Origin of the sequence: Pseudomonas sp. 14P_8.1_Bac3 (assembly GCF_025466085.1) — a bacterium.
Taxonomy (GTDB): domain Bacteria; phylum Pseudomonadota; class Gammaproteobacteria; order Pseudomonadales; family Pseudomonadaceae; genus Aquipseudomonas.
On the sequence record NZ_JANLOD010000066.1, the window covers coordinates 131,020 to 145,482 of the forward strand.

The following is a 14,463-nucleotide window of genomic DNA, read 5'->3' on the forward strand; positions in this document are numbered from 1 at the left end:
TTCTCCTCACGCAAAAGGCCGCTGATCACTCAGCGGCCTTGTTAAATCGGGTGTGTTACTGCGCACCTTGCTTGTCGATCAGCGCGGCGAGCATTTCGTACTCTTCGCCAGTCAGATCGGTCAGCGGTGCACGCACAGGACCTGCGTCATAGCCGGCAATTTTTGCCCCGGCCTTGACGATGCTCACCGCGTAACCGGCCTTGCGATTACGGATGTCCAGGTATGGCAGGAAGAAGTCGTCGATGATCTTGCCAACGGTGGCGTGATCTTCGCGGGCAATGGCGTGGTAGAAATCCATCGCGGTTTTCGGGATGAAGTTGAACACCGCCGAGGAGTAGACCGGCACGCCCAGCGCCTTGTAAGCCGCAGCGTAGACTTCAGCGGTTGGCAAACCGCCCAGGTAGCTGAAGCGATCGCCCAGGCGGCGACGGATCGACACCATCAACTCGATGTCGCCCAGGCCATCCTTGTAGCCGATCAGGTTCGGGCAACGTTCGGCCAGGCGTTCCAGCAACGGAGCGGTCAGGCGGCACACGTTACGGTTGTAGACCACCACGCCGATGTTCACCGATTTGCACACGGCTTCAACGTGGGCGGCAACGCCGTCCTGGCTGGCTTCGGTCAGGTAGTGCGGCAGCAGCAACAGGCCCTTGGCGCCGAGCCGCTCGGCTTCCTGTGCGTATTCGATGGCCTGGCGGGTCGAACCGCCGACGCCGGCCAGAATCGGCACGCTGGTCGCGCAGGTGTCGACGGCAGTCTTGATGATTTCCGAATATTCGCTGGCCGCCAGAGAGAAGAACTCACCGGTGCCGCCCGCGGCGAACAACGCCGTGGCGCCGTATGGGGCCAGCCATTCGAGACGCTTGATGTAGCCCGCGCGATGGAAGTCGCCCTGAGCATTGAAATCGGTAACCGGGAAAGACAGCAGACCGGAAGAGAGGATGGACTTCAGTTCTTGTGGATTCATTATTCGAACACCCTGGGTAGCAACATGTGTGTATGTGAGGAAATCTTTCAGCCTGCGCCGAAGTTGTAGGTCATCGTACAACTTAAAAAATAACCGTCAACTGCATTTCATCGTTAACCGGCAATTTTTTCCGGGGTGCTCATTCTGATTTTCGGTCAGTCACACGATGTTGGAACACCATCCAGCCATTGCAGAGCGTTTGGAAACGCCCGGAAAACATCGCCCCCCAGCACGCCTCGAGACCATGCAGTAGAGTTTGCCCAGCGCCGCGAATGGATCGCGGCGATCTTGCGCAAGGAGTGCCAACGATGTGTTTTCCGACCCCCACCCTCCCGCAGTTCCCCGCTCTCGACGCCGATGAGGTTGCAACCGTTACGCTGTCGAGCCTGACGGACTGCCTGATCGTGCGAATCCCGGACCCGCACGATATTCCGCCGAACTGGGAGGTCTATCCGATCTTCGGCGCGGATCCGGAAGACCCCGATTGGCGCGGCGAACAGGAGCCTGCCGGCCTCTGGGACGAGGCCATCGAGGACATGGTCGAGTTGAAAGGGATTGAATTGAGAATCGAAAAAGCCGACCTGGAAACGTACGTGGGTATGCAAGTCGAACTGCGTTACAAATTTGCGGATGAATCAAGCCTGGAACTGAGCTCGGAGCCTTTGCTGGTGCGAATCGAGCGCTAAGCGATTGGATCGTTCCCACGCATGGGAACGATCACGTTGGCGGCTAGCCGCGCTGTGCCTCGGCCTCTTCATGGGCATGACGCAAGCGCTCGCGGCTGTTGGTCAGGTGCAAGCGCATGGCTGCCCGCGCCGCATCGGAATCCTGACGGGCGATCGCGTCATAGATTTCCTCGTGCTCGCGGCTCAACCGGCCCATGTAGTGTTGCTGGTCATCATGAGCCAGGCGCGCCGAGTTGAGGCGTGTGCGCGGAATGATGCTGGTGCCGAGGTGGGTCATGATGTCGGTGAAGTAGCGGTTGCCGGTCGACAGCGCGATTTGCAGGTGAAACTGGAAGTCCGAAGCCACCGCGTCGCTGGCGTGGGCCGCGCTTTCGTTCAAGGCGTCCAGTGCGGCGCGCATCAGCGCCAGTTGCTCGGGGCTGCGGCGTTGCGCGGCGAGACCGGCGGATTCCACTTCGAGGCTGATGCGCAGTTCCAGGATCGCCAGCACATCACGCAGCGTCACCACGGTCGCCGGATCGATCCGGAAGCCGCTCGGGCTCGGGGTATCGAGCACGAAGGTGCCGATGCCGTGACGGGTTTCCACCTGCCCGGCCGCCTGCAAACGGGAAATCGCTTCGCGCACCACGGTGCGGCTGACACCATGGGCGTCCATGATCGCCGACTCGGTGGGCAATTTATCGCCACGCTTGAGCTGACCGTCGCGGATCTGCTCGGACAGCACCGTCACCAGTTCCTGAGCGAGGCTGCGGCGCTTGCGAGGGAGGCGTGGTACGTCGATCGGGTTTTCCATGGTGAACGTCTGTCTCGAAAAATTCGGCTGAATCCGCATCATAGCTCAACGCGGTTGTACGATCACCCCGCCCCAGGGACCGGGTGTTCACGCGGTCACCGTCTGATCCACCAGGTGGCCATTGTCGATACGCACATGCCGCGGATGGAATCGTTTCAAACTGCTGCGATGTCCGACGCTGACGATGCTCAAACCGGGGATCTCGTCGATCAATGCCTGATACAGCGACGCTTCATCCTCTTCATCCATCGCCGAGGTGGCTTCGTCCATGTACAGCCATTGCGGTGCGTACAGCAGTGCGCGGGCGAAGGCCAGGCGTTGCTGTTCACCGGGAGAAAGCATGCGCTGCCAGTGATTGGCTTCATCCAGACGCGCCACCAGATGCGGCAGGCGGCAGGTTTCCAACACGTCAACGTAGCGCTCGTGCGGGTACGTGTCGCCGGGTTGTGGATAACTCAACGCCTCGCGCAGCGTGCCGATCGGCAGATAGGGCTTTTGCGGCAGGAACAGGTAACGCGCCGCCGGCAGACGAATGCTGCCATGGCCCGCTGGCCACAGATGCCCCATCGCCCGCAGCAACGTCGATTTGCCGCTGCCGGAACGGCCGCTGAGCATGACGCGCTCGCCCTCCTCCACGGTCATGTCGGCGCTGGTCAGCAAATGACGCCCGTCGGCGAGGTCGAGGCCCAGGTTATGCACCTTCAGCGCCGCGCCCGAATTCTGCACGTCGATGGCCGGCGCACGCTCTTCGTTGTCGCTCATGGCCTGATGGAAACTCAACAGACGATCACAGGTGGCGCGCCACGCAGCGAGGTTCTGGTACGCACTGATGAACCAGCTGAAGCTCTCCTGCACGTTGCCAAACGCCGAGCTGATCTGCATCAGCTCGCCGAGTTCGATCTTGCCGGCAAAGTAACGCGGTGCGGCGACCATGAAGGGAAAGATGATGGCGGCCTGTTGATAACCTGACGTGAAGAACGTCAGACGCTTGGACACCTTCATGATGTCCCAGAAGTTGTGCCAGACCAGCCCGAAGCGACTGCTCAGGCGACGATTTTCGTTGGGTTCGCCGTTGTACAACGCGATGCTTTCGGCATTTTCGCGAATCCGCACCATGGAGAAACGCAGGTCGGCTTCGAAACGTTGTTGTTGGTTGTTCAACCCGATCAAGCGACGGCCGATCAAATGGGTCAGCCAGCTACCGATCACGGCGTAGACCAGAACGCACCAGAACATGTAGCCGGGAATGGTGAAACCAAGCACGTCGATACTGCCCGACACGCCCCACAGGATGATCGAGAACGACACCAGGCTGACAATGTTGCGCAGCAGGCCAATGCCCAGTTCCAGGGTGTTCGAGGTGAAGTTGTTGAGGTCTTCGGAGATCCGCTGGTCCGGGTTATCGGTATAGCCGCCCTGTTCCAGCTGGTAGTAATTCTTGTTGCCGAGCCAGCGGGCAAAATGCTTTTCGGTGAGCCAGGCTCGCCAGCGAATGGTCAGCATCTGCGTCAGGTAGAGCCGGTACACGGCACCGATAATCGCCACCGCCGCAATCCCGCAGAAATACAGAATCAGCCGCCAGAATGCCGCCTCGTCCTTCTGTTGCAGGGCGTTGTAGAAATCCTTGTACCAGGTGTTGAACCACACCGAGATCCCGACGCTGACCAGCGATAACACAATCACCGCGATCAGCAGGGTCCAGGCCTTGGCCTTCTCTTCACTGCGCCAGTAAGGCGTGATCATCGCCCAGACTTTGCGGAAAAACTGCCCGCGCACCGCATCGTTGACCGCGGAATATTCAGCGTTCTGATTCATGGAAAAGGCTCGATAAAGAAAAGAACACGCACGAACCGATCATAGATGATCGGTTCGGTTTGTCGCGAGGCGCGGCCGGCATTCGTTCAGCACAGGTTCAGCGACGAACGGGGCGCTTCTGCAGTTTGCGCTGCAGCGTGCGACGGTGCATGCCCAGAGCACGGGCGGTCGCGGAGATGTTGCCTTCGTGCTCGGTCAACACGCGCTGGATGTGTTCCCACTGCAAGCGGTCCACCGACATCGGGTTTTCCGGCACCAGGGTGTCGAGGTCGGCGTGCTCGGAGAGCAACGCGGCGAGCACGTCATCGGCGTCCGCCGGTTTGCACAGGTAGTTGCAGGCGCCGCGCTTGATCGCCTCGACCGCGGTGGCAATGCTCGAGTAACCGGTGAGGATCACCACACGCATGTCCGGGTCGAGTTCGAGCAGTTTCGGCAACAGCACCAGGCCGGAATCGCCGTCCATCTTCAGGTCCAGCGCAGCGTAATCCGGGATGTCGGCCTGGGCGATGGTCAGGCCCTCTTCCGCGGAACCGGCGGTGCTGACGCGAAAACCACGGCGAGCCATGGCGCGCGCCATCACGCGGGTGAACGTGGCGTCGTCATCGACCAGCAGCAAATGCGGCAGGTCTTCGCCTTCGACTTGGATTTCGTCACTCATGTTCGTCTCCTCGGGCGACACGGGGCAGGCGCAGCTCGGTGAGCGTACCGCCTTCCTCATGACTGTAGAGTTTCACTGAGCCGCCGGCGCGTGTCACGCTGGCCTTGCTCAAAAACAGGCCCAGGCCGAAACCTTTGCCCTTGGTGGTAAAAAACGGCTTGCCGATCTGTTCGGCAATGGCCAGCGGCACGCCGGCGCCGTGGTCGCGAATGCTGATGGTCAGGTCCTCGGCATTCCAGTCCAGCGTCACCTGCAGCCCTTCGGGGCAGGCATCGGCGGCGTTGTTCAGCAGATTCAGCAGCGCCTGGGTCAGGTCCGGCGGCGGCGCCATGCGCGGCACGGGCCCCTGGCCCAGACGCTGGAAGCGGTAGCTGGCTTCCGGACGCATCAGGTGCCAGCGGTTCAGCGCTTCGTCGAGCCAGTCGGTGACGTCCTGCATTTCCACGGCCAAACGGCGATTGGCTTCGGCCGCGCGCACCAGTTGCTGCAACGTCTCTTTGCAGAGCTTGACCTGATCCTGCAGTACGCTCAGGTCGTCCTGCAGCAACGGATCGGGATGGTCCTGACGCATTTCCTTGAGCAGTACGCTCATGGTTGCCAGCGGCGTGCCCAGCTCATGGGCGGCACCGGCGGCCTGGGTCGCGACGGCCAGCAGTTGCTGATCACGCAGGCCTTCTTCACGGCGGATGGCGCGCAGTTCTTCCTGACGGCGCAGCTCTTCGGCCATGCGCGCGGCGAAAAAGGTGATCACCGCCGCGGCCAGGGCGAAGCTCAGCCACATCCCGTAGACCTGCAGGTTTTCCCGGGCAATCGGGAAGGTTTGCAGCGGATAGAAACGCGCCAGTAGCAAGGTGTACATCGTCAGTGCGATGCCCGACAGAATCACCGAATAGCGCCATGGCAGCGTCACGGCGGCGATGGTCAGCGGCACCAGGTAATAAGAGACGAAGGGGTTGGTCGAGCCGCCGGAGAAATACAGTAACGCACTGTGGATAAACAGGTCGCAGGCCAGCTGCACGGCATATTCGAGCTCGGTGACGGGCCAGGTGGTACGCAGGCGAATCGCCGTGAAGGCGCAGAGCAGCATCGAGCAACCGAGGGTCGCGGCCAGTTGGAACCAGGGCAGGGGAAGCAATTCGAGCCAGTAGGCCAGGCCCACGGAACCGGCCTGGGCGGCCAGCACCAAGGTGCGGATGAACGTCAGCCGCCAGAGGTTCTGGCGAGTCGCGGATGTAATTTGAACGGGGGCGAGCATGAGCTCTCCTGATGAGCGCTCCAGGCGGATCGCACGGAGTATAACCAAGCACGGGGTTGGCAGGCGAAAGTGCGGCAAACGGCCACATGCCAATGATTGTGGCGCCTGCAAGACCGCCTTCGCGGGCAAGCCTCGCTCCCACATTGGAACGCATCACCCTGTAGGACCGAGGCTTGCCCGCGAAGCGGCACACCCGTCTCTGACTGTATAGAAGTTGTAACTGTGCGAACCGGATCATTAACGCTAGAGTCTGATGGTTTCACGCAGGCTCGGACCCAACCCCTGCGCATCGTCCAAGGAGTATTCATGCACACTTTCCGCCGCAGCGCCGCCCTTCTCACCCTTAGCGTCGGCACCGTCGCCAGCCTCCCGGCCCTGGCCGCCGCCGACGAGCTGCACTACAACCAGATCTCCCTGCGCGCCGAAGTCAGCCAGGAAGTGGCCCGCGACCTGATGATCGTGACCCTGTACACCGAAGAGCAAAACACCGACCCGGCCAAACTCGCCGCAGACGTCAGCACCACGATGAACAAGGCGCTGGACCAGGCCAAGCAGGCAAAAGACATCACCCTGCGTCAGGGCAGCCGCAGCAGCTACCCGATCTACGACACCAAGGGTCAGAAAATCACTGGCTGGCGTGAACGCGCCGAACTGCGCCTGGAAAGCTCGGACTTCGCCGCGCTGTCGAAGCTGACCGGCGAACTGCTGACCGACCTGAAAATGGGCGGCATGGACTTCGCCATCGCCACGCCAACCCGCAAGGCCAGCGAAGACGCGCTGATGAAAGACGCCGTGACCGCCTTCAAGGCCCGCGCACAACTGGCCAGCGATGCGTTGGGTGGCAAGGGTTACAAGATCGTCAACCTGAACCTCAACAGCAACGGCTACCCACAACCGTACATGCGCGCGCCAATGATGATGAAAGCGGCAAGCATGGACGCTGCGCCGGTGACGCCGGAAGTCGAGGCCGGCACCAGCCAGGTCAGCATGACGGCGGATGGATCGATTGAAGTGTTGATGCCTTGATCGGGAGGTGGGTCAGTCGGTTTTCGTTGACTGGCCTGCCGCCTTCGCGAGCAAGCCCGCTCCCACAATGGATCTGTGACCAGAGATCCATTGTGGGAGCGGGCTTGCTCGCGAAAAATGCTAACCCGTCACCTCTTAACCAGCGCCTGTATGCCATAACCCAAGGGTCATCCGCACAAACGAGTATTTCCGCGCAACCCGTCTACGACGCTACTCTGAGGAAAATACCGCTGCCCACTTCCTCGGGGACTCCATGGAAAGAACCACCGTCAAACCGCTGCTGCTCGCCCTGGCCCTGGCCACCACCGCGCCATTCGCCCAGGCCGCCAGCACCCTGGTCTACTGCTCCGAAGCCAGCCCCGCCGGTTTCGATCCCAGCCAATACACCAGCGGCACCGATTTCGACGCTTCGGCCGAAACCGTGTTCAACCGCCTCACCCAATTCAAACGCGGCGGCACCGAGGTCGAACCCGGGCTGGCCACGCGCTGGGACGTACCCACCGACGGCCTCACCTACACCTTCCACCTGCGCGACGGGGTGAAATTCCACACCACCGATTACTTTACTCCGTCCCGGGATTTCAACGCCGACGATGTGCTGTTCACTTTCCAGCGCCTGCTCGATCCGGAAAACAGTTTCCGCAAAGCCTATCCCGCCGAATCGCCCTACTTCACTGACATGGGCCTGAACACCACGATCAAGAGCGTCGACAAGATCGACGAACACACCGTGCGTTTCAGCCTGAACAACCTCGACGCCGCGTTCGTGCAAAACCTGGCCATGAGCTTCGCCTCGATCCAGTCGGCCGAATACGCCGCGCAACTGTTAAAGGAAGGCAAAGCCGCCGACCTCAATCAGAAACCGGTCGGCACCGGCCCGTTCGTGTTCAAGCGCTATCAAAAGGACTCGCAGATCCGCTACGCCGCGAACAAGGCCTACTGGAAACCCGAGGACGTGAAGCTCGACAACCTGATCTTCTCGATTACCCCGGACGCTGCGGTGCGTTTGCAGAAGCTCAAGGCCGGCGAATGCCAGGTCAGCGGCTACCCGCGCCCGGCCGACATCGAGGTGATGGAAAAAGACCCGAACCTGCGCGTGCTCAAGCAGGCCGGCTTCAACCTCGGCTTCCTCGCCTACAACGTGACCCACCCGCCCCTTGACCAGCTTAAGGTGCGGCAGGCGCTGGACATGGCGATCGACAAACCGGCGATCATCAAGGCGGTTTACCAAAGTGCCGGGCAACTGGCACAGAACGCCTTGCCACCGGCGCAATGGTCTTACGACTCGACGATAAAAGACGCGCCTTACGACCCGGCAAAAGCCAGGGCGCTATTGAAAGAAGCGGGAGTTGCACCCGGTACCACCATTAATTTGTGGGCCATGACCGTGCAGCGTGCGTCGAACCCCAATGCGCGGATGTCAGCGCAAATGATCCAACAGGATTGGGAGAAGATCGGCATCAAGGCCAACATCGTCAGCTATGAATGGGGCGAGTACATCAAGCGCGCCAAAAACGGCGAACACGACGCGATGATCTATGGCTGGACCGGCGACAACGGCGACCCGGACAACTGGCTCGGCGTGCTCTACAGCTGCGCGGCGATCAAGGGCAGCAACTACGCCAAGTGGTGTGATCCGGCGTACGACCAACTCGTGCAGGAAGCGAAGGTGTCCACAGACAAACAGCAGCGGATCAAACTGTACCAACAGGCGCAACAAATCCTTAAGCAACAAGTACCTATCACGCCGATCGCCAACTCGACGGTGTTCCAGCCGCTGCGCAAGGAAGTCACGGGCTTCAAGATCAGCCCGTTCGGCCTCACTCCTTTCTATGGAGTGGGTATAAATAAGTAACACCTCGCGCCAACCGGGTGCGCCAAGCGCACCGGTTGCACCCGATCAGTGCGCGGTTTGCACCGAAAAAATTACACGCAAACGGTCAAATGCGCGTCAAGTTATACATATGCGACATTAAGGTACGTTCGTGCCACCGTTTAAGGCCTGTAGTCGTTCCGCGTCTTGCATTGGGTATGGCCCCTGCATAAGTATCCGCAGGCACGACTCACGAGGTCGTCCTCACAATTAAAAAATGACAACAAATCATGAGGCCACCATGCTCAAACACGCGGTCATTCCGTTTTTAGTCGGCGCCAGCTTGTTAGCTAGCGCACCTTTCGCCCAAGCGGCGACTAACCTGGTGTTTTGCTCCGAAGGGAGCCCGGCCGGTTTTGATCCTGGTCAGTACACCACCGGAACCGACTTCGACGCCTCTGCAGAAACCATGTTCAACCGCCTGACCCAGTTCGAGCGCGGCGGCACTGCCGTTGTTCCAGGTCTGGCGACCAAGTGGGACATCTCCGACGATGGCCTGACGTACACCTTCCACCTGCGTGAAGGCGTCAAGTTCCACACCACTCCGTACTTCAAGCCGACCCGCGAATTCAACGCCGACGACGTACTGTTCACCTTCAATCGCATGATTAACAAGGATGATCCGTTCCGTAAGGCATACCCGACCGAATTCCCGTACTTCACCGACATGGCGATGGACACCAACATCACCAAGATCGATAAAGTCGACGACCACACCGTCAAGTTCACCCTCAAAGACGTGGACGCCGCGTTCATCCAGAACATGGCCATGAGCTTCGCGTCGGTCCAGTCCGCCGAGTACGCTGCCCAGCTGCTCAAGGAAGGCAAGGCTGCCGACATCAACCAGAAGCCGGTCGGCACTGGCCCGTTCGTGTTCAAGAGCTACCAGAAAGACTCCAACATCCGCTACACCGGGAACAAGGACTACTGGAAGCCTGAAGACGTCAAGATCGACAACCTGATCTTCGCCATCACCACCGACCCGTCGGTGCGTATCCAGAAGCTGAAGAAGGGCGAGTGCCAGATCACTCTGTTCCCGCGTCCGGCTGACCTGAAGGCACTGAAAGAAGACAAGACCCTGAAAGTGCCTGACCAGGCTGGTTTCAACCTGGGTTACATCGCCTACAACGTGATGGACAAGGTCAAAGGCAGCAATGAACCGAACCCGTTGGCCCAGCTGAAAGTGCGTCAGGCACTGGACATGGCCGTCAACAAGCAGCAGATCATCGACTCGGTGTACCAGGGTGCCGGTCAACTGGCGGTCAACGCCATGCCGCCGACCCAATGGTCGTATGACACCACCATCAAGGACGCGAAGTACGACCCTGAGAAAGCCAAAGAGCTGCTCAAGGAAGCCGGCGTCAAGGATGGCACCGAAATCGTTCTGTGGGCGATGCCGGTGCAACGTCCGTACAACCCGAACGCCAAGCTGATGGCTGAAATGCTGCAGTCCGACTGGAAGAAAATCGGCCTGAACGTGAAGATCGTCAGCTACGAATGGGGCGAGTACATCAAGCGCTCCAAAGGCGGCGAGAACCAGGCCATGATCATTGGCTGGAGCGGTGACAATGGTGATCCGGATAACTGGCTCAACGTGTTGTTCGGCTGCGACTCGCTGAGCGGCAACAACTTCTCCAAATGGTGCGACAAGAAGTTCGACGGCCTCGTGAAAGAAGCCAAGCGCACCACCGACCAGGGCAAGCGCACCGAACTGTACAAACAGGCGCAACACGTCCTCAAAGACGCGGTTCCATACACACCTATCGCTCACTCGACGGTGTTCCAACCCATGCGCGATGAAGTGCAGGACTTCAAGATCAGCCCATTTGGCTTGAACTCCTTCTACGGCGTCAGCGTCAGCAAGTAAGAATTAGCAACGGCGACGTTTTTGACGTCGCCGTTGCTTTTTTCTGCCGAGAAGTTAGGAAAAAACCTACATCCATTTCCGCCGAGTATTACGACGGCGGCGTCGGACGCGTTGAACTTTCCTACGAGTCTTTAGGACTTTACGCATTTACTGCCAGACCCACGGCTCATACCGTCGGGATCCGACCAGTTTATGTGTGGGCCCTCGGTTTTGCTGCACGCCATGGTTTGAATCAGCGAGCCCCTGCGTCCGAACACACGACGCTGGCTCATTGAAAATACTTCGAGAAAGAGAAAAGGGAGCGTCATGCGCCATACCTTGGTTTTATCCGCATTGCTGGGCACCGGCCTGCTGGCCGCCACTTCCATCAGCCAGGCCGCCGCCAACAGCCTGGTGTTCTGCTCCGAAGGCAGCCCGGCTGGCTTCGACACCGCGCAGTACACGACCGCGACCGATAACGACGCCGCCGAGCCGTTGTACAACCGCCTGGCAGAGTTCGAAAAAGGCGCCACCAACGTCGTACCGGGCCTGGCAACCCGTTGGGATATTTCCGAAGACGGCCTCACGTACACCTTTCACCTGCGCCAAGGGGTGAAATTTCACACGACGAAGTACTTCACGCCGACCCGTGATTTCAATGCCGACGACGTGCTGTTCACCTTCAATCGCATGCTCGATCCGCAACAACCTTTCCGTAAGGCTTACCCGACCGAATTCCCGTATTTCAACGGGATGAGCCTGAACAAGAACATCGCCAAGGTCGAGAAGACCGGGCCGCTGACCGTGGTCATGACGCTCAACAGCGTGGACGCCGCGTTCATCCAGAACATCGCCATGAGCTTCGCCGCCATCCTGTCCGCCGAATACGCCGACAAGTTGCTGGCCGAGGGCAAGCCAAGCGACATCAACCAGAAACCGATCGGCACCGGGCCGTTTGTGTTCAAGAGCTACCAGAAAGATTCCAACATCCGTTACAGCGGCAACAAGCAGTACTGGGACCCGAGCCGGGTCAAGCTCGACAACCTGATCTTCGCCATCAACACCGACGCCTCGGTGCGGGTGCAGAAACTCAAGGCCAACGAATGCCAGATCACCCTGCACCCCCGTCCTGCCGACGTCGATGCGCTGAAGAATGACCCGAAACTCAAGCTCATTGAGAAACCGGGTTTCAACCTCGGCTACATCGCCTACAACGTGCGCCATAAACCGTTCGACCAGCTAGAAGTGCGCCAGGCGCTGGACATGGCGGTGAACAAGCAAGGCATTCTCAACGCGGTCTACCAGGGCGCCGGGCAATTGGCGCAAAACGCCATGCCGCCGACCCAATGGTCCTACGACGAAACCATCAAGGACGCCGCCTACAACCCGGAAAAAGCCAAGGCATTGCTCAAGGCTGCCGGGGTCAAGGAAGGCACTGAGATCACGTTGTGGGCAATGCCGGTTCAACGTCCTTACAACCCCAACGCCAAGTTGATGGCCGAGATGCTCCAGGCGGACTGGGCAAAGATCGGGCTCAAAGTGAAAATCGTCAGCTATGAATGGGGCGAGTACATCAAGCGCACCAAGAATGGCGAGCACGACATCAGCCTGATTGGCTGGACCGGTGACAACGGCGATCCGGACAACTGGCTCGGCACGCTTTACAGCTGCGATGCCATTGGCGGCAACAACTATTCCCAATGGTGTGATCCGGCTTACGACAAGCTGATCAAGCAGGCCAAGATCGTCACCGATCGTGACCAGCGCACCGTTCTTTACAAACAGGCCCAGCAGTTGCTCAAGCAGCAAGTGCCGATCACGCCTGTCGCCCACTCGACGGTCAACCAGCCGTTGAGCGCCAAAGTCGAAGGATTCAAGGTGAGTCCATTCGGCCGCAACGTGTTCTCGGGTGTCAGCATCGATAAATAACAAACCGTGTAGCTAAAACGCTTGGGGGTGCACTGCACCCTCACGCAAGCGTATTGCCGTAAATCGCCTTATGGGCAACTAGCAAACGTTTGCCTTGCGTGAATGAGTTCCAACAAATAGCCGGACCACCAAAAAAACCGGCATTAAAAAAAAGAAAGTAAGGAGCTTCACCCATGAAACTGAGCAGCACCGCGATATTGGCCCTGGCCATCAGCAGCATCACCGCCACGGCTTACGCGGAAACCCAGAGCCAGGCGTTCACCCCGGTCACCGTGAAAGACAAGAGTGCACAGAGCGAAGCGACCGGCTTCATCGACGGCCAGTCCCTGAGCGGCACGACCCGCAACTGGTACTCCAACGAAGACAAACAGCGTGACGGTGTCTACGAGTACGAACGCCACGGCCAGACACTGGAAGGTTCGCGCCGTATCAACTGGGTTCAGGGCACCATCCTCAACTACAGTTCGGGCTTCACCCAAGGCACCGTGGGTTTCAGCACCGAAGTGGCGGCGTACAACGCGATTGCGCTGGACCGTAGCCGCGAAGACATCAAGGGTGGCTCCAACCGCACCCTGGCCCACTCCAACGGCGACGCGGTCGACCAGTGGAGCAAACTCGGCCTGGCCAACGTCAAGGCACGCTTCTCCAACAGCACCCTGACCGTCGGTCGCCAGAGCTACAGCAGCCCGCAAGTGGACACCATCGGCAACCGTGCGCTGCCATCGAGCTTCCAGGGCGCCAGCCTGAAAATTGGCGAGCTGGACAACCTGGCTTTCGATTTCGCGACCTTTGACCGCGTGTCCCCGCGTATGGAGCAGAGCCAGCAGAAATTCCGTTCCGAATACGGCAACCGCAGCGTGGAGTCCGACCACATCTACACTGGCGGCATCACCTACAACCCGTTGGCCAGCCTGACCACCAGCCTCTGGGCGACCCAGGCCAAGGACTTCTGGAACCAGTACTACTTCGGCGCCAGCCACGTGCTGGGTGACAGCCAGGTGCTGAGCCTGACCACCGGCCTGAACTACTACAAAACCCAGGACGAAGGTAAAAAGCTGCTCGGCGACATCGACAACGACACCTACTCGCTGTCGTTCGGCCTGACTCACCAGGCCCACAGCCTGACCTTCTCGTATCAGGAAGTGAACGGTAACGAGTACTTCGACTACCTGCACGAAACCAACGGCATCTACCTGGCCAACTCCCTGCTGTCGGACTTCAACGGCCCGAACGAAAAATCGTTCCAGATCGCCTACGGCCTGAACATGGCTGAATACGGCGTGCCAGGCCTGAAATTCAACCTCTACCAGGCGCGCGGCTGGGGCATCGACGGCACTCACTACAACGGCAATGGCGGCGTAGAAGGCAAAGGCTACGATGGCATTCAGAGCCAGGACGGTGAACACCATTACGAATACGGCATCGGTGCCTCCTACGCGGTACAAAGCGGCCCGCTGAAAGCCACTGCCATCCGCGCCACCTACACCACCCACCGCGCCAGTGAGCAACAATCCGATGGCAGCATCAACGAGTTCCGCCTCGTGACCACCATCCCGTTCAACATTTTGTAATGCACCCGGCCGAACGGCTGATTCAGCGATGAATCGGCCGTTCG

The 14,463-nt window shown here is 59.6% G+C and carries 11 protein-coding genes; 6 read left to right on the forward strand and 5 right to left on the reverse strand.

Annotation, left to right across the window (positions count from 1 at the left end; genetic code table 11):
• Positions 1-55: 55 nt before the first annotated feature.
• On the reverse strand, positions 56-967 hold the full coding sequence (kdgD, locus tag NTD84_RS21755) for a 5-dehydro-4-deoxyglucarate dehydratase (RefSeq protein WP_262169813.1): 912 nt from the start codon (positions 965-967) through the stop codon (positions 56-58).
• 272 nt (positions 968-1,239) lie between these two features.
• Between kdgD and NTD84_RS21760 the strand changes: the two genes are divergently transcribed.
• Positions 1,240-1,653, forward strand: coding sequence for a hypothetical protein (locus NTD84_RS21760; RefSeq protein WP_262169815.1), 414 nt, complete (start codon positions 1,240-1,242; stop codon positions 1,651-1,653).
• Positions 1,654-1,696: 43 nt separating this feature from the next.
• Here the strand turns inward: NTD84_RS21760 and NTD84_RS21765 are convergent, their stop codons facing one another.
• The 4 genes from NTD84_RS21765 to NTD84_RS21780 all read right to left on the reverse strand — a co-directional run bounded on the left by NTD84_RS21765 (position 1,697) and on the right by NTD84_RS21780 (position 6,174).
• Positions 1,697-2,446: a FadR/GntR family transcriptional regulator gene (locus tag NTD84_RS21765; RefSeq protein ID WP_028623926.1), complete on the reverse strand. Its 750-nt coding sequence runs from the start codon at positions 2,444-2,446 to the stop codon at positions 1,697-1,699.
• 87 nt (positions 2,447-2,533) lie between these two features.
• Positions 2,534-4,261 (reverse strand): ABC transporter ATP-binding protein/permease, encoded by a 1,728-nt coding sequence (locus tag NTD84_RS21770; RefSeq protein WP_262169819.1) that lies wholly within the window; start codon positions 4,259-4,261, stop codon positions 2,534-2,536.
• A gap of 97 nt (positions 4,262-4,358) precedes the next feature.
• Entirely contained in the window at positions 4,359-4,919 is a 561-nt protein-coding gene (locus NTD84_RS21775; protein WP_262169821.1) for a response regulator transcription factor, read from the reverse strand.
• The gene (locus tag NTD84_RS21780; RefSeq protein WP_262169823.1) at positions 4,912-6,174 is read right to left on the reverse strand and encodes an ATP-binding protein; all 1,263 of its coding nucleotides are present in this window, start codon (positions 6,172-6,174) and stop codon (positions 4,912-4,914) included. Before NTD84_RS21780 ends, NTD84_RS21775 begins: the two co-directional genes overlap by 8 nt.
• Before the next feature lie 306 nt (positions 6,175-6,480).
• Here NTD84_RS21780 and NTD84_RS21785 point away from each other — a divergent pair, with 306 nt between their 5' ends.
• The 5 genes from NTD84_RS21785 to NTD84_RS21805 all read left to right on the forward strand — a co-directional run bounded on the left by NTD84_RS21785 (position 6,481) and on the right by NTD84_RS21805 (position 14,419).
• Positions 6,481-7,200: an SIMPL domain-containing protein gene (locus tag NTD84_RS21785; protein WP_262169825.1), complete on the forward strand. Its 720-nt coding sequence runs from the start codon at positions 6,481-6,483 to the stop codon at positions 7,198-7,200.
• Positions 7,201-7,453: 253 nt separating this feature from the next.
• Positions 7,454-9,055, forward strand: coding sequence for an ABC transporter substrate-binding protein (locus NTD84_RS21790; protein WP_262169828.1), 1,602 nt, complete (start codon positions 7,454-7,456; stop codon positions 9,053-9,055).
• 259 nt (positions 9,056-9,314) lie between these two features.
• On the forward strand, positions 9,315-10,940 hold the full coding sequence (locus NTD84_RS21795; RefSeq protein ID WP_262169830.1) for an ABC transporter substrate-binding protein: 1,626 nt from the start codon (positions 9,315-9,317) through the stop codon (positions 10,938-10,940).
• Positions 10,941-11,246: 306 nt separating this feature from the next.
• The gene (locus NTD84_RS21800; protein ID WP_262169833.1) at positions 11,247-12,848 is read left to right on the forward strand and encodes an ABC transporter substrate-binding protein; all 1,602 of its coding nucleotides are present in this window, start codon (positions 11,247-11,249) and stop codon (positions 12,846-12,848) included.
• A 173-nt stretch (positions 12,849-13,021) separates the two neighbouring features.
• Positions 13,022-14,419 (forward strand): OprD family porin, encoded by a 1,398-nt coding sequence (locus NTD84_RS21805; RefSeq protein ID WP_262169835.1) that lies wholly within the window; start codon positions 13,022-13,024, stop codon positions 14,417-14,419.
• Positions 14,420-14,463 lie beyond the last annotated feature (44 nt).

Coding starts and splice junctions, on each gene's coding strand:
- kdgD (WP_262169813.1), bottom strand. CDS start 967: ATGAATCCACAAGAACTGAAGTCCATCCTCTCTTCCGGTCTGCTGTCT.
- NTD84_RS21760 (WP_262169815.1), top strand. CDS start 1,240: ATGGATCGCGGCGATCTTGCGCAAGGAGTGCCAACGATGTGTTTTCCG.
- NTD84_RS21765 (WP_028623926.1), bottom strand. CDS start 2,446: ATGGAAAACCCGATCGACGTACCACGCCTCCCTCGCAAGCGCCGCAGC.
- NTD84_RS21770 (WP_262169819.1), bottom strand. CDS start 4,261: ATGAATCAGAACGCTGAATATTCCGCGGTCAACGATGCGGTGCGCGGG.
- NTD84_RS21775 (WP_262169821.1), bottom strand. CDS start 4,919: ATGAGTGACGAAATCCAAGTCGAAGGCGAAGACCTGCCGCATTTGCTG.
- NTD84_RS21780 (WP_262169823.1), bottom strand. CDS start 6,174: ATGCTCGCCCCCGTTCAAATTACATCCGCGACTCGCCAGAACCTCTGG.
- NTD84_RS21785 (WP_262169825.1), top strand. CDS start 6,481: ATGCACACTTTCCGCCGCAGCGCCGCCCTTCTCACCCTTAGCGTCGGC.
- NTD84_RS21790 (WP_262169828.1), top strand. CDS start 7,454: ATGGAAAGAACCACCGTCAAACCGCTGCTGCTCGCCCTGGCCCTGGCC.
- NTD84_RS21795 (WP_262169830.1), top strand. CDS start 9,315: ATGCTCAAACACGCGGTCATTCCGTTTTTAGTCGGCGCCAGCTTGTTA.
- NTD84_RS21800 (WP_262169833.1), top strand. CDS start 11,247: ATGCGCCATACCTTGGTTTTATCCGCATTGCTGGGCACCGGCCTGCTG.
- NTD84_RS21805 (WP_262169835.1), top strand. CDS start 13,022: ATGAAACTGAGCAGCACCGCGATATTGGCCCTGGCCATCAGCAGCATC.